Annotated in this window: 26 protein-coding genes; 15 read left to right on the forward strand and 11 right to left on the reverse strand. The window is 32.9% G+C overall.

Annotated elements, in window-relative coordinates:
* Window positions 1-14: 14 nt before the first annotated feature.
* The 11 genes from RHP49_00470 to RHP49_00520 all read right to left on the reverse strand — a co-directional run bounded on the left by RHP49_00470 (window position 15) and on the right by RHP49_00520 (window position 12,246).
* Window positions 15-842 carry a DUF3365 domain-containing protein gene (locus RHP49_00470; protein ID WNH12747.1) on the reverse strand — a complete coding sequence of 276 codons (828 nt, stop codon included), beginning with the start codon at window positions 840-842 and terminating at the stop codon, window positions 15-17.
* A 29-nt stretch (window positions 843-871) separates the two neighbouring features.
* Window positions 872-1,285 carry a globin family protein gene (locus RHP49_00475; protein ID WNH12748.1) on the reverse strand — a complete coding sequence of 138 codons (414 nt, stop codon included), beginning with the start codon at window positions 1,283-1,285 and terminating at the stop codon, window positions 872-874.
* Between the two features lie 227 nt (window positions 1,286-1,512).
* The gene (locus RHP49_00480) at window positions 1,513-2,271 is read right to left on the reverse strand and encodes a Crp/Fnr family transcriptional regulator (protein ID WNH12749.1); all 759 of its coding nucleotides are present in this window, start codon (window positions 2,269-2,271) and stop codon (window positions 1,513-1,515) included.
* 152 nt (window positions 2,272-2,423) lie between these two features.
* Entirely contained in the window at window positions 2,424-3,641 is a 1,218-nt protein-coding gene (nrfD, locus tag RHP49_00485) for an NrfD/PsrC family molybdoenzyme membrane anchor subunit (GenBank protein ID WNH12750.1), read from the reverse strand.
* Between the two features lie 14 nt (window positions 3,642-3,655).
* Window positions 3,656-4,786 carry a 4Fe-4S dicluster domain-containing protein gene (locus RHP49_00490; GenBank protein ID WNH12751.1) on the reverse strand — a complete coding sequence of 377 codons (1,131 nt, stop codon included), beginning with the start codon at window positions 4,784-4,786 and terminating at the stop codon, window positions 3,656-3,658.
* Between the two features lie 34 nt (window positions 4,787-4,820).
* Window positions 4,821-5,450 (reverse strand): cytochrome c3 family protein, encoded by a 630-nt coding sequence (locus RHP49_00495; protein WNH12752.1) that lies wholly within the window; start codon window positions 5,448-5,450, stop codon window positions 4,821-4,823.
* Window positions 5,437-6,129, reverse strand: coding sequence for a multiheme c-type cytochrome (locus RHP49_00500; GenBank protein ID WNH12753.1), 693 nt, complete (start codon window positions 6,127-6,129; stop codon window positions 5,437-5,439). Before RHP49_00500 ends, RHP49_00495 begins: the two co-directional genes overlap by 14 nt.
* Before the next feature lie 3 nt (window positions 6,130-6,132).
* On the reverse strand, window positions 6,133-8,460 hold the full coding sequence (locus tag RHP49_00505; GenBank protein WNH12754.1) for a molybdopterin-dependent oxidoreductase: 2,328 nt from the start codon (window positions 8,458-8,460) through the stop codon (window positions 6,133-6,135).
* A gap of 1 nt (window position 8,461) precedes the next feature.
* Complete coding sequence (locus RHP49_00510) at window positions 8,462-8,701, reverse strand: hypothetical protein (GenBank protein WNH12755.1); 240 nt, start codon at window positions 8,699-8,701, stop codon at window positions 8,462-8,464.
* Window positions 8,702-8,915: 214 nt separating this feature from the next.
* Window positions 8,916-10,205, reverse strand: a complete 1,290-nt coding sequence (locus RHP49_00515) for an outer membrane protein transport protein (GenBank protein ID WNH12756.1) — start codon at window positions 10,203-10,205, stop codon at window positions 8,916-8,918.
* Window positions 10,206-10,353: 148 nt separating this feature from the next.
* On the reverse strand, window positions 10,354-12,246 hold the full coding sequence (locus tag RHP49_00520) for a hypothetical protein (GenBank protein WNH12757.1): 1,893 nt from the start codon (window positions 12,244-12,246) through the stop codon (window positions 10,354-10,356).
* Window positions 12,247-12,429: 183 nt separating this feature from the next.
* Between RHP49_00520 and RHP49_00525 the strand changes: the two genes are divergently transcribed.
* The 15 genes from RHP49_00525 to RHP49_00595 all read left to right on the forward strand — a co-directional run bounded on the left by RHP49_00525 (window position 12,430) and on the right by RHP49_00595 (window position 24,055).
* Complete coding sequence (locus RHP49_00525; GenBank protein WNH12758.1) at window positions 12,430-14,673, forward strand: molybdopterin-dependent oxidoreductase; 2,244 nt, start codon at window positions 12,430-12,432, stop codon at window positions 14,671-14,673.
* Window positions 14,670-15,203 (forward strand): 4Fe-4S dicluster domain-containing protein, encoded by a 534-nt coding sequence (locus RHP49_00530; GenBank protein ID WNH12759.1) that lies wholly within the window; start codon window positions 14,670-14,672, stop codon window positions 15,201-15,203. Before RHP49_00525 ends, RHP49_00530 begins: the two co-directional genes overlap by 4 nt.
* A gap of 12 nt (window positions 15,204-15,215) precedes the next feature.
* Entirely contained in the window at window positions 15,216-16,175 is a 960-nt protein-coding gene (gene nrfD / locus RHP49_00535) for an NrfD/PsrC family molybdoenzyme membrane anchor subunit (GenBank protein WNH12760.1), read from the forward strand.
* Between the two features lie 104 nt (window positions 16,176-16,279).
* On the forward strand, window positions 16,280-16,813 hold the full coding sequence (locus tag RHP49_00540; protein WNH12761.1) for a YeeE/YedE thiosulfate transporter family protein: 534 nt from the start codon (window positions 16,280-16,282) through the stop codon (window positions 16,811-16,813).
* Between the two features lie 20 nt (window positions 16,814-16,833).
* Complete coding sequence (locus RHP49_00545; GenBank protein ID WNH12762.1) at window positions 16,834-17,424, forward strand: YeeE/YedE thiosulfate transporter family protein; 591 nt, start codon at window positions 16,834-16,836, stop codon at window positions 17,422-17,424.
* A 13-nt stretch (window positions 17,425-17,437) separates the two neighbouring features.
* Entirely contained in the window at window positions 17,438-18,094 is a 657-nt protein-coding gene (locus tag RHP49_00550) for a rhodanese-like domain-containing protein (protein WNH12763.1), read from the forward strand.
* A gap of 28 nt (window positions 18,095-18,122) precedes the next feature.
* Window positions 18,123-18,731: a rhodanese-like domain-containing protein gene (locus tag RHP49_00555; GenBank protein WNH12764.1), complete on the forward strand. Its 609-nt coding sequence runs from the start codon at window positions 18,123-18,125 to the stop codon at window positions 18,729-18,731.
* Window positions 18,732-18,886: 155 nt separating this feature from the next.
* Complete coding sequence (locus RHP49_00560) at window positions 18,887-20,065, forward strand: molybdopterin molybdotransferase MoeA (GenBank protein WNH12765.1); 1,179 nt, start codon at window positions 18,887-18,889, stop codon at window positions 20,063-20,065.
* A gap of 9 nt (window positions 20,066-20,074) precedes the next feature.
* Window positions 20,075-20,413 carry a LysR family transcriptional regulator gene (locus tag RHP49_00565; GenBank protein ID WNH12766.1) on the forward strand — a complete coding sequence of 113 codons (339 nt, stop codon included), beginning with the start codon at window positions 20,075-20,077 and terminating at the stop codon, window positions 20,411-20,413.
* Complete coding sequence (locus RHP49_00570) at window positions 20,414-21,154, forward strand: sulfite exporter TauE/SafE family protein (protein WNH12767.1); 741 nt, start codon at window positions 20,414-20,416, stop codon at window positions 21,152-21,154.
* A gap of 1 nt (window position 21,155) precedes the next feature.
* Entirely contained in the window at window positions 21,156-21,740 is a 585-nt protein-coding gene (locus RHP49_00575; GenBank protein ID WNH12768.1) for a molybdenum cofactor guanylyltransferase, read from the forward strand.
* Window positions 21,724-21,957: a MoaD/ThiS family protein gene (locus tag RHP49_00580; protein WNH12769.1), complete on the forward strand. Its 234-nt coding sequence runs from the start codon at window positions 21,724-21,726 to the stop codon at window positions 21,955-21,957. Before RHP49_00575 ends, RHP49_00580 begins: the two co-directional genes overlap by 17 nt.
* Window positions 21,958-22,098: 141 nt before the next feature.
* Window positions 22,099-23,211 (forward strand): HesA/MoeB/ThiF family protein, encoded by a 1,113-nt coding sequence (locus tag RHP49_00585; protein ID WNH12770.1) that lies wholly within the window; start codon window positions 22,099-22,101, stop codon window positions 23,209-23,211.
* A 17-nt stretch (window positions 23,212-23,228) separates the two neighbouring features.
* Window positions 23,229-23,672: a molybdenum cofactor biosynthesis protein MoaE gene (locus RHP49_00590; GenBank protein ID WNH12771.1), complete on the forward strand. Its 444-nt coding sequence runs from the start codon at window positions 23,229-23,231 to the stop codon at window positions 23,670-23,672.
* 35 nt (window positions 23,673-23,707) lie between these two features.
* The gene (locus RHP49_00595; GenBank protein WNH12772.1) at window positions 23,708-24,055 is read left to right on the forward strand and encodes a four helix bundle protein; all 348 of its coding nucleotides are present in this window, start codon (window positions 23,708-23,710) and stop codon (window positions 24,053-24,055) included.
* The last annotated feature ends 26 nt before the right edge of the window (window positions 24,056-24,081 follow it).

Genomic DNA, 24,081 nt, shown 5'->3' on the forward strand with positions numbered 1-24,081 from the left:
TCAACACTTATATTTTAATTAGATGCCACAAGCTTTTTCATAGTTTCGTATGATGTTAATTTTCTAACACTGTCAAGAAAAACTTCTACAGTTGGCAAATACTTCCCTTCTGCTGGCCATTTTTTTCCAACTACTGGTTTTTCGCTTTCTTTAAAGTTTTCAATTTCATCTAAATATTCTAAATAAATATCTACAGTCCCTTTAGCATAAGAATTTAGCACTGCTACTGTTTCCTTATAAGTCAATGAATCTTTAGGATATTGCCATGTTGTTGCCCCCATAACATCTCCTAACTTCCAATCTGTTTTTGGAGATTGCGCATGCCCATTATGACAAGACACACATGCACCAGCACCAGCTACATCTGCAAACATAGCTGTATGCAATTTTTGATCTTCATCATAAAAAAATTGTGGTTTTTGGTCTGCCTTAATTTTATCAAAAAGATCTGCTTGTTTACCAACAAACTTATTTGCTGCATTTACAGGAAAATCAGATCCTAAATATAATCCAAGTGGTACAGGACTTTTTGTTATACTTGTAGCTACACCTCTTAAAAACAATGCTGGCAACGGACCTGCTTCTACATCATCTTTTCTCCAGTCTTCGTCAAATTTCATACCCTGTGCTTTTCCTTTCCCAACAATGGCTTTCGTATATAATGTTCTTGTAACATCATTTTCTTTAGCAACCATTTCTAAAACTTCAGACACAGAAAACACATTCTCTTCTGCACTTCCTTTTGAAGTTTCTTCAGCCACGCCTCCACATGAAAACAAACTAATAGAAGCCAAACAAATCATTGAAATTTTCAAACCTTTAAATACTATATTCTTTCTCATAACTATTAAAATTTTTAATTGGTTAATTATTAATAAGATGCCTCAATCATTACCGTAGACATTGTTGTATACACTGAAGTCCAAGCCTCTTCAACTTCTGGGGTAAAATCGTCACCCAAACCAACAGACAATGTTCCTAATAATGCTGCACCAACAGTATTATAGTGTGATGGCACGACTTTATATTCCACATGCTTTTTTCCTAAATTTTGCAATACAGGAACTAAAGCTTCTAAATTGCTTAGTCCAGCAACTGCAGCCCCTAGCATAGTCATTAACTTATTTCCTTGAGTTTTCATTGCTTCTTCACCCCTAGGAAACAATGGTTTCAAAGCTGGATCTAATTCAAACAATTTTGAATAAAATATTTCGGCAGCTGTTCCAGCTATAGGCTTTACTTTTTCAAAAGATTCTTGAACTAGGGTGATTGTTTTTTGTTCCATAATTTAAGTTTGTTTATTATTACTAATTAATCAACACTTATACAAATAAGTATTAATACTTATAATCAAAGCAAAAATAAATGGACTTTTTGAAATTAAGCATGGTTATAATCAGGCTTAAACATATTTTTAGAACATAATAAAACATGCGAAAAAGCAGATTTATAAACTGCTTTTTCGCTTTTAAAAACAAAAAAATTAAATAAGTAAGGTATATTATTAATTAGTTAACTATCCAGATAGAAGTTATGTTCACTAATCTCATTTTTAAGAAGTTGAATATCGTTGATTCCTATTTTTTTTCCTTTAGCAGCAATAAGATTTTCTTTTTTCAAAACAGAAAATACTCGTATTACTTGTTCCTCTGTAGTACCTGCATAGTCTGCATATTCTCGTCTACTTAGAAAGATATCTAAAAAGCCTTTATTATCACCAAATTTTCTATGTATATATAATAAAGAATCGATAACGCGTTCGCGAACCGTCATTTGAGAAATGGACTTAACTTTCGATTCACTTCTATTTAATTCATTGGCATAAAAAAGCATGAAATCGTATGCAAACTTTGGATGGTTTAATAAGGCTTCTTGTAAATTGTTTTTTGAAAAATAACATAGTGTTGTATCTTCTAAAGCAATAGCACCAATAGAATAGTATTCTTCGGTTCCAAACCCTCGATGCCCAATAATTTCACCTGTTTTAGCGAAACGAACAATCTGTTCTCTACCGTTAATTCCTGTTCTAAAAACCTTTACTTTTCCTTTTAAAACAAAAAACAATCCATTTACTGGAGCACCTTCAATGATAAACTGCTGTCCTTTTTTACATTTTAAATTATTCTTTTCATTAACAAGCGAATAATTATCTAAAACCGCCAAATTTCTTTTAATTAAACAGGAATAATTTTCGCAAGAATTACACGAAACATCAAATGATGTTCGTTTTCTAGTCGAAGAAGAAATAGTCCGTTTAATAATAGTTTCCAATGTTTTCTTAATAATTTCAAACAAATATAAGTATTAATACTTATATTTAAGTCTGATTTACTTATTTTTAAGAGCATCACAAAAAACTATAATTAAATTTATATGATTGTTATTTTTCTTTTTAATAAATATGAAAAGCGCAAAAAAGTGAATCATTTTTTGAATCGAAGTATACCTAACTCAATTCCTATAGCTGTTTTAGCAAGAATAGTAAACACAAACGCCCCTAATGCCCATATACCAAGTGTAACTCCAATCTCTATACCCGTTGGCATATATTCTACAATTTTCCCATAAGGACCTGGAATAAACCCAGGCACAATAAGTCCAAATCCTTTTTCAATCCAAATTGCTACAAATAAGATAAAACAAGAAAAAAACAATACTTTAAAATTATTTCGAAGTTTATGAAACGTTAATAATATAGTTGCTAAGACATTCAATGGAATTGCTGTCCAAATCCAAGGTAATAAAGCATTTTTTCCATGTAATCCGAAAAACAAATAATAAGCACTTTCACTATGGTGAGTTGGTGCGTAAAATTCCTTAAACAATTCCGAAATTAGCATAATCAGATTTATTTGAGCAGCAACGGTAACAACCATAGCTATTTTTTTAATAGTTTTATCTTCAATCTTGAAAGCTGTAAAACTTCTTATTATTGCCAACACCAAAATAATTAAGGCGGGTCCTGCAGCAAATGCCGAGGCTAAAAACCGAGGCCCTAAAAGTGCATTATTCCAAAACGGGCGCGCTTGTAAACCTTGGTATAAAAAAGCTGTCACCAAGTGTATTCCTACCGCCCAAAAAACAGATAACAAAGCTCCTGGAACATACACTCTAGACTTTGCTTCTTTACCCTGATAATGTCTAAAAAGAATATAAAACGGGATTGTAATATTTAAAAATAAATACCCATTAAGCACTAAAACATCCCATGTTAACATAGAATTTGGAAAATTAAATACTCCTATTCCTGGTATCATATGCCATAAAACTGAGGGTCCTCCCATATCGGCTACCACAAATGCCAAACACATTATTAATGCCGAAACGGCTAATCCTTCACCAATTAAAACGGCCTGTTTAAAATCAATATCTTTTAAAACATAAGTGGGCATAACTAACATAACGGCTGCTGCTGCAACACCAACCAAAAAAGTAAAGTTAGAAATGTATAAACCCCAGCTTACACGATCTGTCATTCCTGTTACACTCAATCCTTGATCCAACTGAATGGAATAACAATACATGCCAACTAGCATTATGAAAGTTAATACCGCCATCCATATATGGTATTTTATTGAGCCATGTGTAATAGTGTCTAAACTATCTTTAACTAAACTTTTAAAAACTTTTAATCGTCTCATTTAACTAACCGTTATTAATCCATAAAATACCAAAACTTAGGTTCGGTACCTAAATCTTCTTTTAATCTGAATACTTTTTTATTTTCTAAAACCCATCTAATGGTACTATTTGGATCTAATAAATTTCCAAAAATTCTTGCTCCAGTGGGGCAAGCCTCAACACACGCTGGATTTTTACCTGCTCTGGATCGTTGCACACAAAAAGTACATTTTTCCATCACACCTTTCTTACGCATACGATTACCTAAATAGTGCTGGTTTTTATTAATTTCTTCCTCAGGAACTTCTGGTTTACTCCAATTAAAACGTCTTCCATCATATGGGCAAGCTGCCATACAATATCTACAGCCCACACACCAATCATAATCAATTACTACTAACCCATCATCTTCACGCCATGTTGCTTGTACAGGACAAACCTCAACACAAGGCGGGTTATCACAATGAAAACATTGGGTACCCATATAGAAATGCCCCTCTGCAGGAACCTCATGATAATAATTATCATCTGCTTCATTAAAATTAAAACCTTTTCCGTCTTTCATTTCATGAATTCTTATGTACTGCATTTGCGAATTCCTGTCTTGGTTATTCTCTTCAACACAAGCATTAACACAATCCATATACCCCTGACATTTGGAAATATTAAATGCATATCCAAATAACACATCGCCTTCTGCATTTTTTGAAGACATAGAAATATTTTTTCCTGTTCTTAATTGATAGGAACGAACCAATCTATCTACTGTAGCGCCTTTTTCATCTTCGGTCATCAATTTATAGTTTCCTTTAAATTGCTCCTCCCAATCTATTTGTGCTTTTTCTTTGCTCTCTTCTCCAGATATCACACTACACGACGTACTGACAGCACCAGCACCTATTAACAAACTAGCTGTTAATTTTTTAAATGCAGAACGTCTATCCATTTTAACATCAAAAACCTGATCGAATCCATCTTTAATTCGCTCCTCTCCTATAGATGCCTTTATTGCTGCCTCAGCAAAGGCTTCATCAGTCATTTCATTAGCATTTGATGAATGCGAACCACAACCTCCAGAATTTTTTCCGCAGCCACAAGACCCCGATGATTCTTTATCCTTACTGCCAAGGTTTAAAGAAAACCATTTTTTGTTATTACTACTCATACCTTAAATATTGTAAAACCTTTATACTGTTTTATTACTCTCTTTCTTTTACTGTTTGGGTGTTAAAACGTGCTGGCCACCTCGACTCAAAATGTGGTTTGTGTGGATTATGACAATTAACACAAGTTAAAGATGCTCTAGGTGGTGCCCAACCTCCAATACGTTTTCCATGTGCGCCACCTTTCCAATCTTCAAATTGTTTAGTATGACATTGATTACAGAGATTATAGCTATTATTAAAATCGATATTATTACCCGTTAAACTTTTCAAATTATCCATGTTTTCTGGATTATGACAAGTAATACAATTCATGGTATTTTGATTTGCATGTACTAACTTAATGTCCCAATGGGCCTTTTTTACATCTTCACTTTGCATTTGTGTCAATGGTTTTGAATGGCACTCTATACAGGCATAAGATTTAATCTGACTTTTTCGTTCTGGAATTAAAAAAGTATGGTCACCCTCAGTAATCTCAATGGTTTTAATACCATCTAAATATTGTTCTGATGAAATAGAAGTACCATGATAATTTTTACTTTCTACCTCAATTTTATCAATTACACCATGATATTCACCTTCTCCATGTTTACATGAAAATAAAGCGATTAAAAAAATAAAGCTATAAACTATCTTAGTTATAATATATTTATTTCGCGTCATTACTAGCTCTTTTAAAAATTCCTAAATCTGCCGTCTCTTTATTATTTGATACATGGCACTGTCTGCAATTAACTCTTTCTGGATGCGATACCCTTATTTCTTTAGCAGCACTTTGTCCTGCATGGCACGACAAGCAGTTTTCATGCATTTGAATTTGGTGTGGAATTACAGGTGGACTTCCTTGTAGCGCATTGTTAATACCCACTTTTGGTGCATCAGCCTTATAAAAATTTGTACCTTTAAACAACTGATTTGTATGTTGCGGTACATGACATTGTCTACAATTCACCATTTCAGGGTGTGGAGTTACTGGTGCATAAGCATTAAACTTATTTACAAATCCTCCATTTTGATGACATTTCAAACATACGTTTTCTCCCATGCTACGCTCATTAGTTACAGGGTGTGGAATACTTGGAGGCGCACCATGAAAAGCACGGTTCTTATAATAATCTTTTAAACTTCTTTGATGATTTTCATCTATTGGCATATTAGCATAATCCAAGGCATATGCTGAACGCTGAAAAACACCCGTTTCTGAAGGAATTAAACTAATTGGATTATTATTTTCAATAGGAATATAAGCTTCTTCTTTCCCTGTTTGGTAACTAAAATTCCAAACCCAGATAAAAGCTATAAACAAAATTACAAATAATGATATGATACCTAATCGTTTCATAAACTATACTTTTTCTACTTTAACCGCACATTTTTTATAATCTGGCTGTTTTGAAATGGGACAAAACGCATCTAAAGTAATATCGTTTATCAACATGTCTTCATCAAAGAAAGGTACAAACACCTGATTATTTTCAGGCACCCCTCTTTCATTAACTGATGCTGGCAAAATAATTTCTCCTCGTCTTGTTGTTAGCTTCACTTTATCTCCAGTACGTATTTGCATAGATTTAGCTTGTGCTGGATTTAGTTCTACATAGGCATGAGGCATGGCTTTATGCAGAACAGGAATTCTTCGAGTCATCGAACCTGAATGCCAATGCTCAATCACACGTCCAGTACACAACCAAAATGGATATTCATTATCTGGTTCTTCTGGAGCTGGTTCATAAGGGCGTTGCCATATTACAGCTCTTCCATCTGGCTTACCATAAAAATGAAATTTCTCACCATTAGTACATGCTGGATCATATTCTGAATTAAAACGCCATTTAGTAGATTTTCCATCAACATAAGGCCATTGCGCTCCAGGTTGCGATTTTAAAACCTCTAAAGGAGCCATCGCATGTTTTTTACCTTCGTGATGCCTTCTATATTCGTTATATATTTCTTCTATATGAGTTTCTTTTTTATAATAAAATTGCTTTTCGTAACCTAACCGCTTTGCTACTTCAACTATTTGCCAGGTATCACTCATCGCTTCTCCTACAGGCTCAATCATTTGCTCAAAATACTGTGTTCTTCGCTCTGAATTCCCATACATGCCTTCACGTTCAATCCACATTGCAGATGGTAAAATTACGTCTGCAATATCTGTTGTTGGTGTTGGGTAAATATCGGAAACCACTATAAAACGTCCTTCTTTTTTACAAGCATCTCGATAACGTTTCAGTTTTGGCATTGTTACCATTGGATTAGTAACCTGAATCCACATAAACTTGATATCACCCCTGTCTAAAGCCCTAAACATTTCAACAGTATGATACGTAGGTTTAGGATCAATATTCTCTACAGGCACATCCCAAATCTCAGCAGCGTGTTTACGATGTTCTTCATTCATAACAACACCATGAGGTAATTTATGTGTTAAAGTCCCTACTTCTCTCACCGTTCCACATGCACTTGGTTGACCTGTTAAAGAAAATGGACTATTACCTGGTTCAGAAATTTTCCCTGTTAATAAGTGAATATTATATACTAAATTGTTTATCCAAGTTCCGCGAGTATGCTGATTCATTCCCATACACCATAAAGACATCACTTTTTTGTTTGGATCGCCATAATAAGCGGCCATGTACTTTATATCTTTTGCAGAAACACCAGATAATTTTTCAACTTTTTCAGGTGAATAATCTTCTAAAAATTCTTTATAAGATTCAAAATCAATTTTTTCAGGCTTGTCTTTAAATTTATATTTATCTTCAAGTCCGTATCCCATATCGGTAAGCCCTTTATTAAAACTACAATGTTTTTCTACAAAGGATTTATTTACCCAACCATTTTTAATTATTTCATAGCAAATAGCATTAGCAACCGCTAAATCTGTTTGAGGTTGAAATATAATAGACTTATCTGCTGCCATACTTGTACGTGTGGTTCTGGTAGCAAAATCAATAATCTTCACGCCTCTTTTTAAGCGTTGATCTAATAATCTTGAGAATAAAACTGGGTGCATTTCTGCCATGTTATTACCCCAAAGCATAAACACATCTGCATGATCTATATCTTCATAACAGCCCATAGGCTCATCAAGTCCAAATGATGTTAAAAATCCTGTTACTGCACTTGCCATACATAATCTGGCATTGGCTTCAACATTATTTGTACCAATACATCCTTTAAACAATTTAGATGCTACATAACCATCTGGTATCGTCCATTGTCCTGAACCGTATATAGAAACCGAATCTTTACCATGATCTTTTATCGTAGTTTTCATTTTAGAAGCAATTAAATCTAAAGCTTCCTTCATTGATGTTTCAACGTATTTACCATTCTTTTTCACTAATGGTTTTGTTAGTCTATCTTTTCCATATATAGACATTACAGAATGATAACCTTTTACACAGCAAAGACCTTTATTTACAGATGATTTTGGATCTCCTTTAACAGCTACCGCTTTTCCTTTATCAATTCCTACCAGAACACCACAGCCCACACCACAAAATCTACAAGGTGCTTTTTTCCAATCTAAACCTCCACCTTTTGGCAGGTTTCTTTCTTGTTCATCAGCAAATAAAATGCCTGGAAACATAGTGGCAGCGGCTGTCATTGCAGACATTATTGCCATTTTCTTTATAAAACTACGTCTGTTTGTTAACGAGGTATACATATTAATTATCTTTAGGTGTATCAAATCCTGAAACCATAGCTAGCAATTTTAAACTATCAATAGCTTCTATTTGTTCTTTTAAATTTTCGTCTTCTAATTTATCATTGGTATCTGTTACCACAATAAGTAAGTCTTTATTTTCTGCGGGAATGACTTCACAATTACTTAAGCTAGATAATGCCTCTATAAGTTCTGTTTTTTTACCGTCATGGGGATGTGCTAAGTAGCTTTTTATTGACATAAATGGGCTTTATAGTTAGTTTGATTTAAAGACAAAAATATCTTTTATAGAATAAAAAAAACTGACAAATGTCATAAAAAACAAAAAAACAAAAATTACTAAATTCTCATATGCAGAACAATTTAGTAATTTTAATTAACATTTCTTTTTTATTATAAAACAAAATAGCCTCTTTAAAAGAGGCTATTTTGTTTTATAAAATTTTTATTCTATACTACTTACCAAAGGTATAATTAATACCTACCATAAACATGGAAGTTGTCATATCATAAGCAATTTCGCTATTTGGAACGGCTCCATATGGCGGGTTGCTTTGAATTAGCATCGGATTAAGTATTGATCCAGAAGTTTTCCCATCACTAGCTCCATAATGATAAACGGCATCGAACCCCCAAGCATCATATATTTCATAACTAAATCCGAATTGATACGCATTCTGTATAATAGCTGTTGCTGGAATATTAAAAAAGGCAACTTCACCATCTATAGGGTTAGAACTATAAGTATAACCTATACGTAATGGTAATTTATTGATTCCTTTATATTGAAGTCCAGCAGATATAATAGACATATTTTTCCATCCAAAACCACTTACAGAAGCCGTTTGTGTCCACCCTGTTGTAGAGAAGCCATCAGTATTTTCATAATCTACTCTTCTAAAATCAAGAGCAAAATCAATAGCCTCTAATGAATATCCTAAACCTATTGAGAAAATAGCTGGATAATCCATTTGGAATTTATTTTTACTTGTTGAATTATCTAAATACGTATTATCAAATTCAAATTCGCTAAACTTCTGAGCTGTTTTATAGGATGCTCCTAACTTTAAACCAAAACCAGAATCATAAAACACTCCTATTTGGGCACCAAATCCTATTGCAGATGCCTTATCTGTTGAAGGATATCCTGCAGCAGATGGGTTTGCTGTAGGATTAGGCGCTAACTCTAAAGCTGCATAATTAAATGTAGGTTCAACTCCAATTGAGATTTTATCAGTCAATTCATAGGCCCAAGTAAGTCCTACTTGCATCAATAAATAATCGGATTCTATATGTCCAAAACCACCCATACTTTGAGGCATATTAATAGGATTGGTTGTGCTTTCTGGAAAAGTAACACCAAAGCCACTTATCCCAAAAGCGGAAACTCCAAAGGTATGTTTGCTATCTGCTTTACCCCAAACCATAGCTAGTGCAGGCATTGGAGAAACCCCTCTATCATCTTTTGTATTGCCACTAAAAGGTCCGCCTTGCGTTGGTACCGTGGAATATAACTCTGGTGAAGAATAAAAAAGTCCAATATCAAACTTTAATATTTTATCATCAAAAGTAGCTATAGAAGCTGGATTCCATTGCAATGCACCAGAAATATCTAATGGTTGTGCGGTTGATGCACCTCCCATAGACATATTAACTGCTCCAACGCCTTGCATAATGTGACCAACTTGAGAAGTCGCACTAATAGAAAAAAGCAAAAACAGAATTTTCAAAATATTAGTTCTCATAATTATTTTATGTTTAGTTAGTATAAATATTTTTTAAAATTACTTACTCTGATAAAAGATAACTATGACTTTTATCATGATAGCCATATGCTTTTATCCAAAATTCTATCTTCAGAAAAATCAAGTTCTTTGTTATAAAACCTTAAAGTTAATTATTCGGTAACACACAAGATGCACTTATTTTTTTCAACATAGCGTGTATACCAAACTCTAAAGTTTGCCTCATAACTTTAGAATTATCTTTATGACATTGCAAACAAGCCCCTACAAGAAGAATATTTTTTTGTTCTTCTACAGTAAATGGTCTAAAATCTGTTCTTGTTGAATTTACTGTTTTTTTATCAATAATTTTCAAAAAAGGAATCCATGCATCTTCAGGTAAATTATCATGACTATTTAATGCATATTCGGGAGTAAATATCCATTCGCCACTATTATTCTTTATGTTATAAATCAACGAACCTTTTCCATAACCCAAGGCAGCAGAATTAGAATGACAAGACACACAATCACGCACCTCTTTTGTTGTTGTGTGTGGCGAATTTGGAGCATATAACCTATGAAATAAAAGCGTTTCTCCTGTTGCATTTTTTGTGTAACTCTTTAAATCTATAGTCATAATCATTCCAGGGATTGCAGGTTCAATAGTACGACCTTCATTATTCTCCCGAACACCCATTGCAGGAAGTGATGATGAAAATTCTGCAACATATTCTTTCCATTGCCCTTTCACATACTTTTTATCTAACAAATCGAAAGCTTGTGGTTCCTCTTCATCAAATTTATTATGACAACCTATACAACGAGGAGTCCATGAAGAATGACAAGAAGCACAACTTACATTTTTATGAGCATTATCTCTAGAACAAACGTCTCCTTGAGGCTTTAATTCGTGTAGCTTGCCATCTTTTTTACCAATTAAAAAAGCATCACCTAGCGTATCGACATAGGTATTAACTAGTGGATGGTTATCTTTTTTTGCTACTATAATTTTTTTATCACTGTGCTTATAATTTCTATGAGAAAAAACAAGTAAACTTTCTGTATCTAAAGAATCATATGGAATAGTATGCGGCTTATCTTTAAAATGACAATCTATACATTGAATTTTTACAGCTTGTTCGGCATGTGTATAAGTGTTACCATCACCCATAACTTCATGCGAAGAATGACAATCTATACATAATAGCCCTTTTGTATGATGCACATCTTCTTCAAGGTATTTATAAACCCGTTTATCTTCTAAAACTTGATATCCTGTTTTATCATTGACTTCATTTTCATCTAATAATGTTTCTTGAAGTCCTATATAATTCGTCGAGATCCTACTGGAACGACTATGACAACCAAAACAATGCGTATCAGTAGTAAAAACAGTTGTAGAAGGATGAAATTTTGGCAATTCGGTTTTATTTGAAGCCAAATAATTATCAAAATCTTGTATGGCTTCATTTGAATAGTTTAAATGGCAGGCATTACAACCTCCACCTCTACTCAATTGGTTTATGGGACCATAATTTGTTTTTTCTGCTCCTAAATGACAATTCGCACATAAATCTCTTAAATGCTTATCTGCAGCTGAATTTTTTATATCCTTTATATGGTAATGATAATCTAAACTATCAGCCTCACCAAAAACAAATTTATCTACCGCTACAATCCCACTATTGGTTGTCATTAAGGAGTTTTCAATTTTATGCAACTCACTAGAATGACATGTACCACAGGTATTTTTAGCATCTGATAAATTACCCGGAATTAAAATCATGCCATTATGCGCTTCTTTTTTATTGTTAGAAATAGTATTTCCTAAATGACAACTGGCACAGCCTATGAATTCTGGATTATGATATTTAGAATACCCTTTTGTATTTTGATGACATTGAATACAGGATTCTGAACTTGAAATTTCAGTATTTACATACTTATTTTTATAAATACCTTCCGATTCAAAAAAAATCTTATTTCTAACACAAAATAGTAGTATTAACAGCAAAAAAGCTATTGTAAAAAGTACTATTGAATATCTTTTGGTCTTCATTAATTAATTAGTTATTCAAATTTACAATAATTTAAAATGTTCCGCATTTAAAACAACAAATAGAACTTTAAAATTAATTTTTATGTAACATTTGTTACACATAAAATACTGATTACATGACATTTATCATGATTTCAATTATTATTTGTCTATATTTTTACTCCTGTATAAACAGTAATATTTATGACTACTTCGAGAAGAAAATTCATTAAAATTTCTGCATTAGGATTAGGAGGTGTTGTTGCTTCAGCATCAGCATTAAATGTTTTTGGTAAAAATTCATATTTAAATGAAATAGTAGCCCAAAATATTGTAAAAAACCTTAAAAAAACGGCTACCTATTGTGAGGTATGTTTTTGGAAATGTGCAGCTTGGGCCTTTACCAATGAAAACAATGAGATTAAAAAAATTATTGGTAATGATGATGACCCACATTGCAATGGTCGCTTATGTCCAAGAGGAACTGGAGGTGTAGGCATGTATCATGATGAAGACCGACTTAAAACACCTTTAATACGAACTACTATAAATGGTGAAGAAACATATAGAGAGGCTAGTTGGGAAGAAGCGCTAGATTTGATTGCTTCAAAATTTAAAAACATAAAAGAAAAATACGGTGCCGAATCTGTTGCACTACTTAAACATGGTTCTCCTGGAAGTCATTTAGAACATTTATTTAAAGCCTTTGGATCTGACACGATTGCCGAACCTGCCTATGCACAATGCCGAGGCCCTAGAGAAACTGGTTTTGGACTTACCTTTGGTTCATGGATTGGCTCCCCTGAACCTACAGATATAAGAGATACTAAATGTTTAGTCCTTATAGGCTCTCATATTGGAGAGAATATGCATAATAGTCAAGTTCAAGAAATGTCGGACGCTATTGATAACGGAGCAACCATTATTACTGTAGATCCGAGATTTTCTACAGCTGCTAGTAAATCAAAACATTGGTTAGCTATTAAACCAGCTACCGATATTGCTTTACTACTCTCCTGGATGCATGTGTTAATAGAGGAAGATTTATACAATAAAAAATATGTTGATACATATGCTTTAGGCTTTGACGAATTAAAAGCACACGTTAAACCATTTACTCCAGAATGGGCTTATGGTATAACCACCATAAAACCAGAAGAAATAAGAAAAACAGCTCGAACAATGGCCGCATCAGCGCCTTCTGTTATTGTTCACCCAGGACGCCATGTAACTTGGTATGGAGATGATTCACAAAGATCAAGAGCTATTGCTATTTTAAACGGACTATTAGGTTCTTGGGGAAATCGAGGTGGTTTCTACTTTAAAGAAAAAATTAGTATTCCAAAATACCCACATCCTAAATATCCAGAACCAAAATGGGGATGGCATGATTTAGGGAAACAATACCCTTTTTCGGAAATGGGTATTACTTCAGAGTTAGTAAAAGCTACCATACCAAATAAAGACAATAAACACCCCATAAAAGCGTGGTTGATTGCTGGCACAAACTTAATTAACACCTTACCACAACGGGAAAAAACAATTGAAGCTATTAATGCCGTAGACTTTATGGTCGTTATAGATACCATGCCAATGGAAATTACAGGTTATGCGGATGTTGTACTACCAGAATGCACATACTTGGAACGTTATGATGGTATACGGTCTGCCACAAATAGAACGCCTTCTATTGCTGTTAGAGTTCCTGCTGTAAAACCAAAATATAATTCAAAACCAGCATGGTGGATAAGTAAAGAAATTGGTGAACGCCTCGGTTTGGGTGATTATTTTAATTACAACGATTTTGAAGACGTAATAGAATGGCAACTAAACAAAATGGGGACTTCTTTAGAAGAAATGAAAAAAATAGGTGTCAAAAAATTTGAAAGAACTTCTGGTCCACTTTTCTTGGAAGATGGACAAGATTACGAATTTGGTACGCTCAGTGGAAAAATTGAATTCTATTCACACCAATTAGCTGAAAAAGGTTTTGACCCGATGCCTGTTTACACACCTCATCCAGAACCACCACAAGGATTCTATAGGTTAAATTATGGTAGATCGCCTATGCATACCTTTAGTAGAACCATAAACAATCCTAATCTAAGTGATTTAAAAGACGAAAACACTCTTTGGGTAAACCCTAAAGTGGCTCGGATATTAGACCTAAAAAAAGGTCAGGAAGTCTGGTTAAAAAATCAAGATGATAAGCTTTCAACATTCTCTATAAAAGTGAGAGTTACTGAAAGAATTAGATGGGATTCTGTTTATATGTATCATGGTTTTGGTCATAACAATAAAAAATTAACCAGAGCTTTTGGAAAAGGTGTTAGTGATACCGAACTAATTTCAAAAGTAGTGATAGACCCATTAATGGGAGGCACAGGACTTAGAGGAAATTTTGTTTCAATTTTAACTGAAAATCCACATAAAAATATTGAACTATGAGATATGCCATGGTAATAGACACTTTAAAATGTGTTGGATGTAGTGATTGCGTGGTTGCCTGTCAAACAGAAAATGATGTACCCATTGGTTATTGTAGAGATTGGATTACCGAAACAGTTTCAGGCACATATCCAAACATAGCTTTAGAGTTAAAATCTGAAAGATGTAACCATTGTGAAAACGCACCATGTGTAAGATGTTGCCCTACAGGGGCTAGCCATATAGTTGATGGTGGCATTGTGCTTGTAACAGCAGATGAATGTATTGGTTGTGGAGCATGTATAGAATCATGTTCTTATGATGCACGTTACCAACATCCTGATGGTTATGTAGATAAATGCACGTTTTGTCATCACAGACTAAAAAAAGGACAACTACCAGCATGTGTTTCTGTATGCCCAACTAAGTGTATGTATTTTGGAGATTTAGACAACCCTAACAGTGAAGTTTCACAATTATTAAAAAATAGAAAATACAAAACATTAGCTCCTGAAGCAGGAACCAATCCACATGTATTTTACTTAATTTAAAAAGTATACAAGATGCAAGAAGAATTATTTACAAGCGGACGACATATTCCAAATATTGATCCTTCATTAGAAATTTGGCATTGGCCAATAGCACTTTATTTGTTTTTAGGAGGGCTTGCTGCTGGCATTTCATTTTTTGCCGCCTTACTTTATATTTTAGGTGAAGAAAACAAATATCCAACAGCTGTAAAAACAGCATCTGTAATTCCTCCTATAGCATTGTCATTAGGTTTATTAGCATTGGTATACGATTTAACACATCCGTTATACACCTGGCAATTATATACCACGTTTAGAATTGAATCCCCAATGTCTTGGGGAGCTTGGGTGTTACTAATTACAACACCCTTATCATTTCTTTGGACGTTTAGTTATTACAGAGAAGTGTATCCAAAACTAGAAGCTAAACTAAAAATATTCAATCGTCTTAAATTTTTAAATGCTGTTGAAAAATTCACTATAAAGCACAGAAAAAACATAGCATATGCTCTAATTCCTTTAGCACTAATTTTAGGTGTTTACACAGGTATATTATTATCAGCTTTCAATGCCCGACCGCTTTGGAACAATGCTATTTTAGGCCCCCTATTTTTAGTTTCGGGACTTTCAACAGGCGCAGCGGCAATTATTTTATTATCAAAAACAGCTGCCGAAAAACATTTGTTTGGAAAGATAGATTTAGGATTAATTATTATCGAATTAGCTTTAATCACACACATGATTATGGGATACTATGCTGGCTCTCAAGTACAATTAGAAGCTATGCAATTATTAGTGGGTGGCGATTTTACGCTAATGTTCTTTGGTTTTGTAGTAATCTTAGGTTTAATAATCCCAGCTGTTCTAGAGCTTATAGAACTATTAGGCTTTAAAGTCCCCGTTATAGTACCAGCTTTATTGGTCATTTTAGGCGGACTCATTTTTAGATTTGTTATGATAGAAGCTGGACAATTAACACGATTTCTATATTAAAAAATATAAACACATGAAACATCCATAACAAAAATATCAATACCCAAGGGAATGATTATATGGATGCGACATGTGACAAATAAAAAAACAATAAATACAAACACATGAAACTAGCAAATAAATCAACAAACAAACATACTTACTGGAATCCCTATTACGGAGGGTTTCTATTAGGTATATTAATCATTTTAACCTTTTTCCTTACCGGAAGAGGTTTAGGAGCAAGTGGCGCTATGAAAAGTAGTGTCGTTACTATAGTTGATAAAGTAGCTCCAACACATGCCGAAAACAATGCGTATTACAGCAAATTTCTTAGTAAAGGCGATACTCCAATGAATACCTGGTTAGTTTATGAAGCACTTGGTGTATTATTAGGCGCTTTTATTTCCGGTGGATTAAGTGGAAGAATTAGTTGGCGTGTTCAACATTCGCCTAAAATAACAAGCAAACGCCGACTTATTTTCGCATTAGGTGGCGGTATACTCTTTGGATTAGGCGCACAAATAGCAAGAGGTTGCACAAGTGGTGCAGCATTAAGCGGCATGGCAGTATTATCTACTGGTGGTTTTATAACCATGCTCGCCATTTTTGGCTCCGCTTATTTGTTTGCTTATTTATTTAGAAAAAATTGGATTTAATTAATTTAAAAATATAAAATATGGGACCTTTAATTCCTGATGGCACAATTCCTATGGAATGGGATAGCATCATTGCCATTTTAATCGGTATTGTTTTCGGGTTTATTTTAGAAGCTTCTGGCTTTTCATCTTCAAGAAAACTGGCTGGTGTCTTTTACGGATACGATTTCGCAGTATTAAAAGTATTTTTTACCGCTGCAGCTGTATCTGTAATTGGTATTTATTACATGGATTATTTAGGGTATTTAGACATTACCCAATTGTATGTACACCCTACTTATATATGGGCAGCCATAATTGGAGGTGTCATTATGGGTATTGGTTTTGTTGCAGGAGGCTTTTGCCCAGGAACAAGTTTATGTGCTGTGGCTATTGGCAAGTTAGATGCTTGGGTATATGTAATAGGTATCATGATTGGTGTTTTCTTATTTTCAGAACTTTACACTTTTATTGAGCCTATTTATAACGGCTATTTTTTAGGTAACATCACTTTAATAGATTCATTCGATTGGAATCCGTATTGGTTTATATTCATTTTTGCTATTATAGCTATTGTGGCATTTGTGGCATCAGATTTCATAAGAAAAAGAGTTAAAAAAGTATTTTATTAATTAAATGAACTCGATGATGGTTAAAAAAAGAACCGCTAAAATTTTAGCATTAAGATACAAAATAATGGCAGCCATACTTATTATGCTTGCTGGTGGCTTGGTTTTATTGCCTAAATACGAAAAGAGCGAAGGCATACCTGCCGAACAATTACTTAGCAATATTATTAGTCTTGAAAGATATGTATCTAGCGATCAAATTTCTGATAAATTAATTAATCAAGATCCTTCTTTTATACTCATTGATGTACGTGATGAAGATAGCTACACTAAGTATACACTTCCAAACGCTATCAATATTCCATTAAAAAATTTACTGGATGAAACGTTTGAATCTTTTTTAAATCAAGATCAATTTGATGTCGTATTCTTTTCAAATGATAATTTTTATGCAGATCAAGCTTGGGCAATATGTAACCGCTTAGAATATAAAAATTTACATGTTTTAAAAGGTGGTATAAATAAATGGTTTGCTACTATTATCAATCCGCAAGAACCCGACGAAAACATGCCTTCTGAAGCATTTGAATTGTACACAACAAGAAAAGCAGCCAGTATGTTTTATGGGGTCGTTTATCCAGATCAAGTAACATCAAATACTCCTATTAAAATAACTCCAAAACAAATAATAACAGTTAAAAAGAAAAAGAAAACTGCCGAAGGTGGTTGCTAAATTTAACAGTTAAAAAAATATATAACGGATGAAAGAGTTAGAAAAAATAAAACGAATATCAATTGCTTCAACACTTTTTATATTAGCTATATTAATTGGTCTTCTTACATACAAAAGACCAAAGAACACATATAAGTATAATTCTAAAAGCACACTCGAAAAATTATCAAGCCAAAATTACTTTGTAAACCTAAATGATATTAATAATCAAAATCATGTATTAGTTGATATAAGAAGTGCATACGAATTTGATAAAGGTCATTTAACAAATGCTGTAAACATTCATACTCCAGATCTTTTAGATGAAAAAAATTTAAACATCTTTAAAGAATTAAAAAACACCAATAAAACAGCCATTCTATATGGGAATAATCCCCATGAAGTTAATATGCCTTTTTTACTTCTCTACCAATTAGGCTATGATAATATAAAATTATTGACTGCTGAAAATAGTTATGTTCAAAATAAATTAATCACAAAAAATAGTGATATTGAGAAATCTAAAGCTGATGTGACTGCTTTTATAAATGCATCTAAAAAAAATGGAAATGTTAATACTGTAATACAGAATCATACTCCTAAAAAAACAATTACAGTTAGAAAGAAAAAGAAAAAAACGACTGAAGGCGGTTGTTAATCAAAAAGAACTCCTCGACTTTTAGCGTCGAGGTATCTATTAAAATTGTCATTGCCGAGAAATCGGGAATCTAAATACACCTTCAAAAACTAGTAGATATCAGAAGTTATTTTATATAGAATTCGTTATATTTGCAAATACATAACGATATTTAAATGATTTCCGTAGAAGATGCTATTCATTTAGTTAAAAAGAACACCAAACCGCTTTTAAAAGAGGCTATAAAACCTGTTGAAAAAGCTGGAGGCTACATACTATTTAAAGATGTCTATTCACCAATTAACATGCCTCCTTTCAGACAATCGGCAATGGATGGCTATGCGTTGAATTTGCATGATAATTTAAGCTACTCTTTGATTGATGAAGTGAAAGCTGGAGATAACCATCAACCCATTTTAAAAAAGGGAGAAGCCGTTAGAATTTTTACGGGTGCACCTGTCCCAGATACTGCAAATGCTATTATGATGCAGGAAAAAGTTAACAATGATGGTGATAAAATAACAATTGAGCATAGTATAAACCAAGAAACAAATATTAGACCACTTGGTGAGCAAGTTAAAGCAGGAGACATCGCTTTAAAAAAAGGAACAAAACTAACACCAGCAGCCATAGGTTATTTAACGTCACTAGGAATAACAACCGTTTCTGTTTTCAAAAAACCATTAATTGCATTAGTAACCACAGGAAATGAATTGGTAAAAGCAGGACAACCTTTAAATTATGGTCAGATTTACGAAAGCAATTCTACAATGCTTCAAAATGCCTTATATAATTTAAAGTTTTATGATATTTCTCTACACAAAGTTGAGGATGATTATGAAAAAACAAAATCGAAACTTCAAACAGTTATAAATGAAAATGATTTGGTTATTGTAACTGGTGGTATTTCGGTTGGTGATTACGATTTTGTTGGAAAATCACTTATTGAATTAAACACTGAAAATATCTTTTATAAAGTAAAGCAAAAACCAGGAAAGCCTCTTTTCTTTGGAAAAAAAGACAACACGCTCATTTTTGCTCTACCAGGAAATCCTGCTGCGGCACTTAGTTGTTTTTATGTTTATGTGAATATCGCATTGCAAAAAATGATGAATAGAGACGTTATCGAATTACCTCGTATTAAAGCAAAATCGTTATCAAACTTTGAAAAGAAAGGCGATAGACCCCAATTTTTAAAAGCGATTTATAATGCTAACAATGTTGAAATTTTAGAAGGACAAAATTCATCCATGCTACAAACATTTGCGCTTTCAAACGCATTGGTTTTTATACCTGGAACCGTTTCTAATATTTCTATTAATGACAACGTAGAGGTTATTTTACTTCCATCTTAAAATAAGGTTATGAACTATAAAATTAAAAGTAGAGTTTGGATTGAACATGATAATCATGTGCTTTTAGGTGAAGGCAGGGTTCAATTATTAAAAGCTATTGAAGCAACTGGTTCACTTTCTAAAGCAGCAAAATCATTAAATCTATCCTATAAAAAAGCTTGGAACCTTATAGACTCTGTAAATAAATCAGCTAAAAAGCCAGTAACTTTAAATAGTACTGGTGGCAAAGGTGGCGGTGGTGCCGAATTAACAGATTATGGCAAATCTTTAATTAAAGTTTTTGACGACATCAACAAAAATTGTTGGAACTTTTTAGATAAACAATTGGAAAAAATAGAAGCGCTTTAAATGTTAGAAAACCAATACATATACGCCTTTCTATTCATCCTGCCAATAATCTCATTTTTGTATTCTAGCGTAGGTCATGGAGGTGCTAGTGGTTATTTGGCGCTTATGGCTTTGTTTTCGTTTGCACCTGAAACCATGAAACCCACTGCCCTACTTCTTAATTTATTTGTTGCAGGCATTTCGTTTTATTATTATTACAAAGAAGGGTTTTTCAATAAAAAGCTATTTTTTGCATTTGCAATGACTTCAATTCCATTTGCCTTTTTAGGAGGTACGATTGAAATTGACGCTTCTATTTATAAAAAAATATTAGCCGTTTTATTGGTATTTGCCATTTTAAAAATGCTGAATGTTTTCGGAAAAGAAAAGGACACTATAAAAGATATCAAACTTTGGCAAGGTTTAATTGTTGGCGGTATTATTGGTTTTTTCTCAGGGCTTATAGGTATTGGAGGCGGTATCATTTTAACACCAATTATATTATTGCTGCATTGGGGTAAAATGAAAGAAGCCGCAGCCGTTTCAGCATTATTTATCTGGGTAAATTCTGCTTCAGGACTTATCGGACAATTAAGTAGCGGTGTTGTTTTAGAAAAAGAATCATTTTTATTAGTTGCTATTGCGCTTATCGGTGGCATTTTTGGAGGCTATTATGGCAGTAAAAAGATAAACAACAAAAAGCTTCGCTACATTTTGGCTTTTGTATTAACCATAGCCTGCTTTAAATTATTTTTCACATAAAATGTTAGACAAAAAAAACATAACTGGTATTATTTTGGCGGGTGGAAAAAGTACTCGTATGGGAACGGATAAAGGTTTTCTGTTATTAAACGAAAAGCCTTTTACACAATATAGCATTGATGCAATAAAACCTCTAGTATCTGAAATCTTAATTGTTTCAGATAATCCTGATTATGATGTATTCGGATTTAAACGCATAAGCGATATTACAAAAAATGCAGGACCAGTTGCAGGCATTTATTCTGGATTAGAAGCTTCTTCAACTGAATATAATTTAATTTTAAGCTGCGATATTCCTTTGATTACATCAGATATATTAAAAAAATTAATTAAAGCTATAGATGATACTTCCGAAGTCATTCAAATTGAAAGCAATGGTAAATCAATGCCCCTTATTGCATTATATAAAAAACAATGTAAAAATATTTTTGGTGAGCTATTAAAAACCGATGAAAGACGTTTACGAATTGCCGTCAACACATGCAAAACAAAAAATATAGTATTAGAATTAGAGCATGATATATTTACAATGAATGTGAATACACAAAACCAATTAAAAGCGATTGAAGATGTATATAACCGTTAAATATTTTGGACAAATAGCCGAAATAACACAACAAGATGAAGAATCTTTAGAGTTTTCTGGGCATTTAATTTCTGAATTACTAGAGCTTTTATATTCAAAATATAGCAGTTTAAAAACTAAGGATTTTCAAATTGCACAAAACCAGGAATTAGTAACTATTGAAACGGAATTAACTGGAGCAGAATTAGCACTCTTACCTCCTTTTGCTGGAGGGTAAAATATCCTGCAAGGTTTTTTTTGACCTTGAAGGTATCTAGGAGAAGTATAAAAAAAAGACCTACCAAGGTTATGGAAACCTTGCAGGATTAGTAAACATCAAAAATAGAAATGGTAGGATGAGATTCCTGCCTTAGCAAGAATGACAAACAGATACAACAGACATATCATTTTATCAGAAATAGGACAAGAAGGTCAAAATAAACTTTCCGACGCCAAAGTATTAGTTATTGGTGCTGGCGGTTTGGGCTGCCCTGTTTTACAATATTTAACAGCCGCTGGTATTGGCACTATTGGAATTGTTGATTTCGATGTAGTGGATATTTCAAACCTACAACGTCAAGTATTATTTGGAACATCATCATTAGAAAAAAATAAAGCAGAAGCGGCAAAAGAACGTTTAAAAGATTTAAACGACAGTATTTCAATTATCGCTTATGCGGAAAAACTAACGCACCAAAATGCCATTAATTTATTTAATCAATATGATATTATTGTTGATGGCTCTGATAATTTTGACACGCGCTATCTGGTAAACGATACATGTATTATTACAAACAAACCGTTAGTTTTTGGATCCATTTATAAATTTGAAGGTCAGGTTTCTGTTTTTAACTATAATAACGGTCCTAGTTACCGATGCCTATTTCCAAATCCACCAGAAAAAGGAACGGTTCCTAATTGTTCCGAAATTGGTGTTTTAGGTGTACTTCCCGGTATTATTGGTAGCATGCAAGCCAATGAAGTTTTAAAAATTATTTTAGGTATTGGCAACGCACTTTCAGGTAAATTACTTTGCTATAATGCATTGACGCTTCATAATTCAATATTAAAAATTAATAGAAACGAAGACGTTATTCAATCTGTTTTAAAAGACAAAGATAATTTTCATAAAAAACAGATGGAATTTAATTGTGAAATAGAGGTTATTCCTATATCAATTAAAGGTATTTTATTTGAAGAAAACATTCAATTTATTGATGTTAGAGAAACACATGAACAACCAAAAATTAAAAATTTCGAAGTCACAAATATTCCATTAAGTACATTGGAAAATAATATAGATAAAATCGATACAGCAAAAAAGAAAGCTATTTTTTGTCAATCAGGAATACGAAGTAAACAAGCTGTTTCAATTTTAAACAAACTAAATATTTCTAATTGCTTCAGCCTAAAGGAAGGTGCTGTAGAAATACTCAAATTAACACATAATTATAAAGGTAAAACAGACCTGACAGGTTTTAAAAACCTATAGATCTAAAAAAAAGACAAATGACAAATAAAAAACCTAAAAGCGTATTTAAACAAGGTGCTATTTCTTCAGAATTTATTGGAGAATCTATTGCAAAACACCAAACTAAAACAAGTATTGGCGCGCACAATATATTTTTAGGACAAGTAAGAGCGGATATTATTGACAACAAAACGGTTTCTGCCATAGAATATACAGCTTATGAAGATATGGCAAATGTAAAGTTTCACGAGATTAGAGAAGCAGCTTTTGAGAAATTCGAACTCACTTGTATGCATATTTATCATAGTTTAGGAATGGTTAAAGCTGGTGAAATTTGTTTATTCGTATTTGTATCATCCCCTAGAAGAAAAGTCGTTTTTAAAGCATTAGAATATATTGTTGAAGCCATAAAAGCAGATGTTCCTGTTTTTGGAAAAGAATTATTTGAAGATGATACACACCAATGGAAAGTAAACAATTGATTAATGACTATTGAATATTTATTATTTAAGGCTCCATGAAAGAACAACTAAAAAAACGGACTAAAATTTTCGCCCACAACTGTGTAAAATTAACGCAATCGCTTCCTAACGCATATCTTTCAAATCATATTAAAAGTCAATTAATTAGATGTTCTACTTCTGTTGCAGCAAATTATCGAGCTACATGTATTGCTCAATCTAAACCTAGTTTCACTGCAAAAATCAGTATTGTTATTGAAGAAGTCGATGAATCAAACTTTTGGTTAGAGTTTGCCTTAGATGAAAATATAATTGAGAAACATCAAATAGAAAATCTAATGAAAGAATCTAGCGAATTAACAGCAATATTTATGGCTTCAAGAAAAACAGCAAGCCGGAAATAATCAATAGAAAATAATAAATATTCAAT

The sequence above is a fragment of the Flavobacteriaceae bacterium HL-DH10 genome, assembly GCA_031826515.1.
Taxonomy (GTDB): Bacteria; Bacteroidota; Bacteroidia; order Flavobacteriales; family Flavobacteriaceae; genus Thalassobellus; species Thalassobellus suaedae.

What these genes read in the sequence shown, in the direction of transcription:
- RHP49_00470 (WNH12747.1), bottom strand. Translation starts at nt 842, where the DNA reads ATGAGAAAGAATATAGTATTTAAAGGTTTGAAAATTTCAATGATTTGT.
- RHP49_00475 (WNH12748.1), bottom strand. Translation starts at nt 1,285, where the DNA reads ATGGAACAAAAAACAATCACCCTAGTTCAAGAATCTTTTGAAAAAGTA.
- nrfD (WNH12750.1), bottom strand. Translation starts at nt 3,641, where the DNA reads ATGAGACGATTAAAAGTTTTTAAAAGTTTAGTTAAAGATAGTTTAGAC.
- RHP49_00490 (WNH12751.1), bottom strand. Translation starts at nt 4,786, where the DNA reads ATGAGTAGTAATAACAAAAAATGGTTTTCTTTAAACCTTGGCAGTAAG.
- RHP49_00495 (WNH12752.1), bottom strand. Translation starts at nt 5,450, where the DNA reads ATGACGCGAAATAAATATATTATAACTAAGATAGTTTATAGCTTTATT.
- RHP49_00500 (WNH12753.1), bottom strand. Translation starts at nt 6,129, where the DNA reads ATGAAACGATTAGGTATCATATCATTATTTGTAATTTTGTTTATAGCT.
- RHP49_00505 (WNH12754.1), bottom strand. Translation starts at nt 8,460, where the DNA reads ATGTATACCTCGTTAACAAACAGACGTAGTTTTATAAAGAAAATGGCA.
- RHP49_00510 (WNH12755.1), bottom strand. Translation starts at nt 8,701, where the DNA reads ATGTCAATAAAAAGCTACTTAGCACATCCCCATGACGGTAAAAAAACA.
- RHP49_00515 (WNH12756.1), bottom strand. Translation starts at nt 10,205, where the DNA reads ATGAGAACTAATATTTTGAAAATTCTGTTTTTGCTTTTTTCTATTAGT.
- RHP49_00520 (WNH12757.1), bottom strand. Translation starts at nt 12,246, where the DNA reads ATGAAGACCAAAAGATATTCAATAGTACTTTTTACAATAGCTTTTTTG.
- RHP49_00525 (WNH12758.1), top strand. Translation starts at nt 12,430, where the DNA reads ATGACTACTTCGAGAAGAAAATTCATTAAAATTTCTGCATTAGGATTA.
- RHP49_00530 (WNH12759.1), top strand. Translation starts at nt 14,670, where the DNA reads ATGAGATATGCCATGGTAATAGACACTTTAAAATGTGTTGGATGTAGT.
- nrfD (WNH12760.1), top strand. Translation starts at nt 15,216, where the DNA reads ATGCAAGAAGAATTATTTACAAGCGGACGACATATTCCAAATATTGAT.
- RHP49_00540 (WNH12761.1), top strand. Translation starts at nt 16,280, where the DNA reads ATGAAACTAGCAAATAAATCAACAAACAAACATACTTACTGGAATCCC.
- RHP49_00545 (WNH12762.1), top strand. Translation starts at nt 16,834, where the DNA reads ATGGGACCTTTAATTCCTGATGGCACAATTCCTATGGAATGGGATAGC.
- RHP49_00550 (WNH12763.1), top strand. Translation starts at nt 17,438, where the DNA reads ATGATGGTTAAAAAAAGAACCGCTAAAATTTTAGCATTAAGATACAAA.
- RHP49_00555 (WNH12764.1), top strand. Translation starts at nt 18,123, where the DNA reads ATGAAAGAGTTAGAAAAAATAAAACGAATATCAATTGCTTCAACACTT.
- RHP49_00560 (WNH12765.1), top strand. Translation starts at nt 18,887, where the DNA reads ATGATTTCCGTAGAAGATGCTATTCATTTAGTTAAAAAGAACACCAAA.
- RHP49_00565 (WNH12766.1), top strand. Translation starts at nt 20,075, where the DNA reads ATGAACTATAAAATTAAAAGTAGAGTTTGGATTGAACATGATAATCAT.
- RHP49_00570 (WNH12767.1), top strand. Translation starts at nt 20,414, where the DNA reads ATGTTAGAAAACCAATACATATACGCCTTTCTATTCATCCTGCCAATA.
- RHP49_00575 (WNH12768.1), top strand. Translation starts at nt 21,156, where the DNA reads ATGTTAGACAAAAAAAACATAACTGGTATTATTTTGGCGGGTGGAAAA.
- RHP49_00580 (WNH12769.1), top strand. Translation starts at nt 21,724, where the DNA reads ATGTATATAACCGTTAAATATTTTGGACAAATAGCCGAAATAACACAA.
- RHP49_00585 (WNH12770.1), top strand. Translation starts at nt 22,099, where the DNA reads ATGACAAACAGATACAACAGACATATCATTTTATCAGAAATAGGACAA.
- RHP49_00590 (WNH12771.1), top strand. Translation starts at nt 23,229, where the DNA reads ATGACAAATAAAAAACCTAAAAGCGTATTTAAACAAGGTGCTATTTCT.
- RHP49_00595 (WNH12772.1), top strand. Translation starts at nt 23,708, where the DNA reads ATGAAAGAACAACTAAAAAAACGGACTAAAATTTTCGCCCACAACTGT.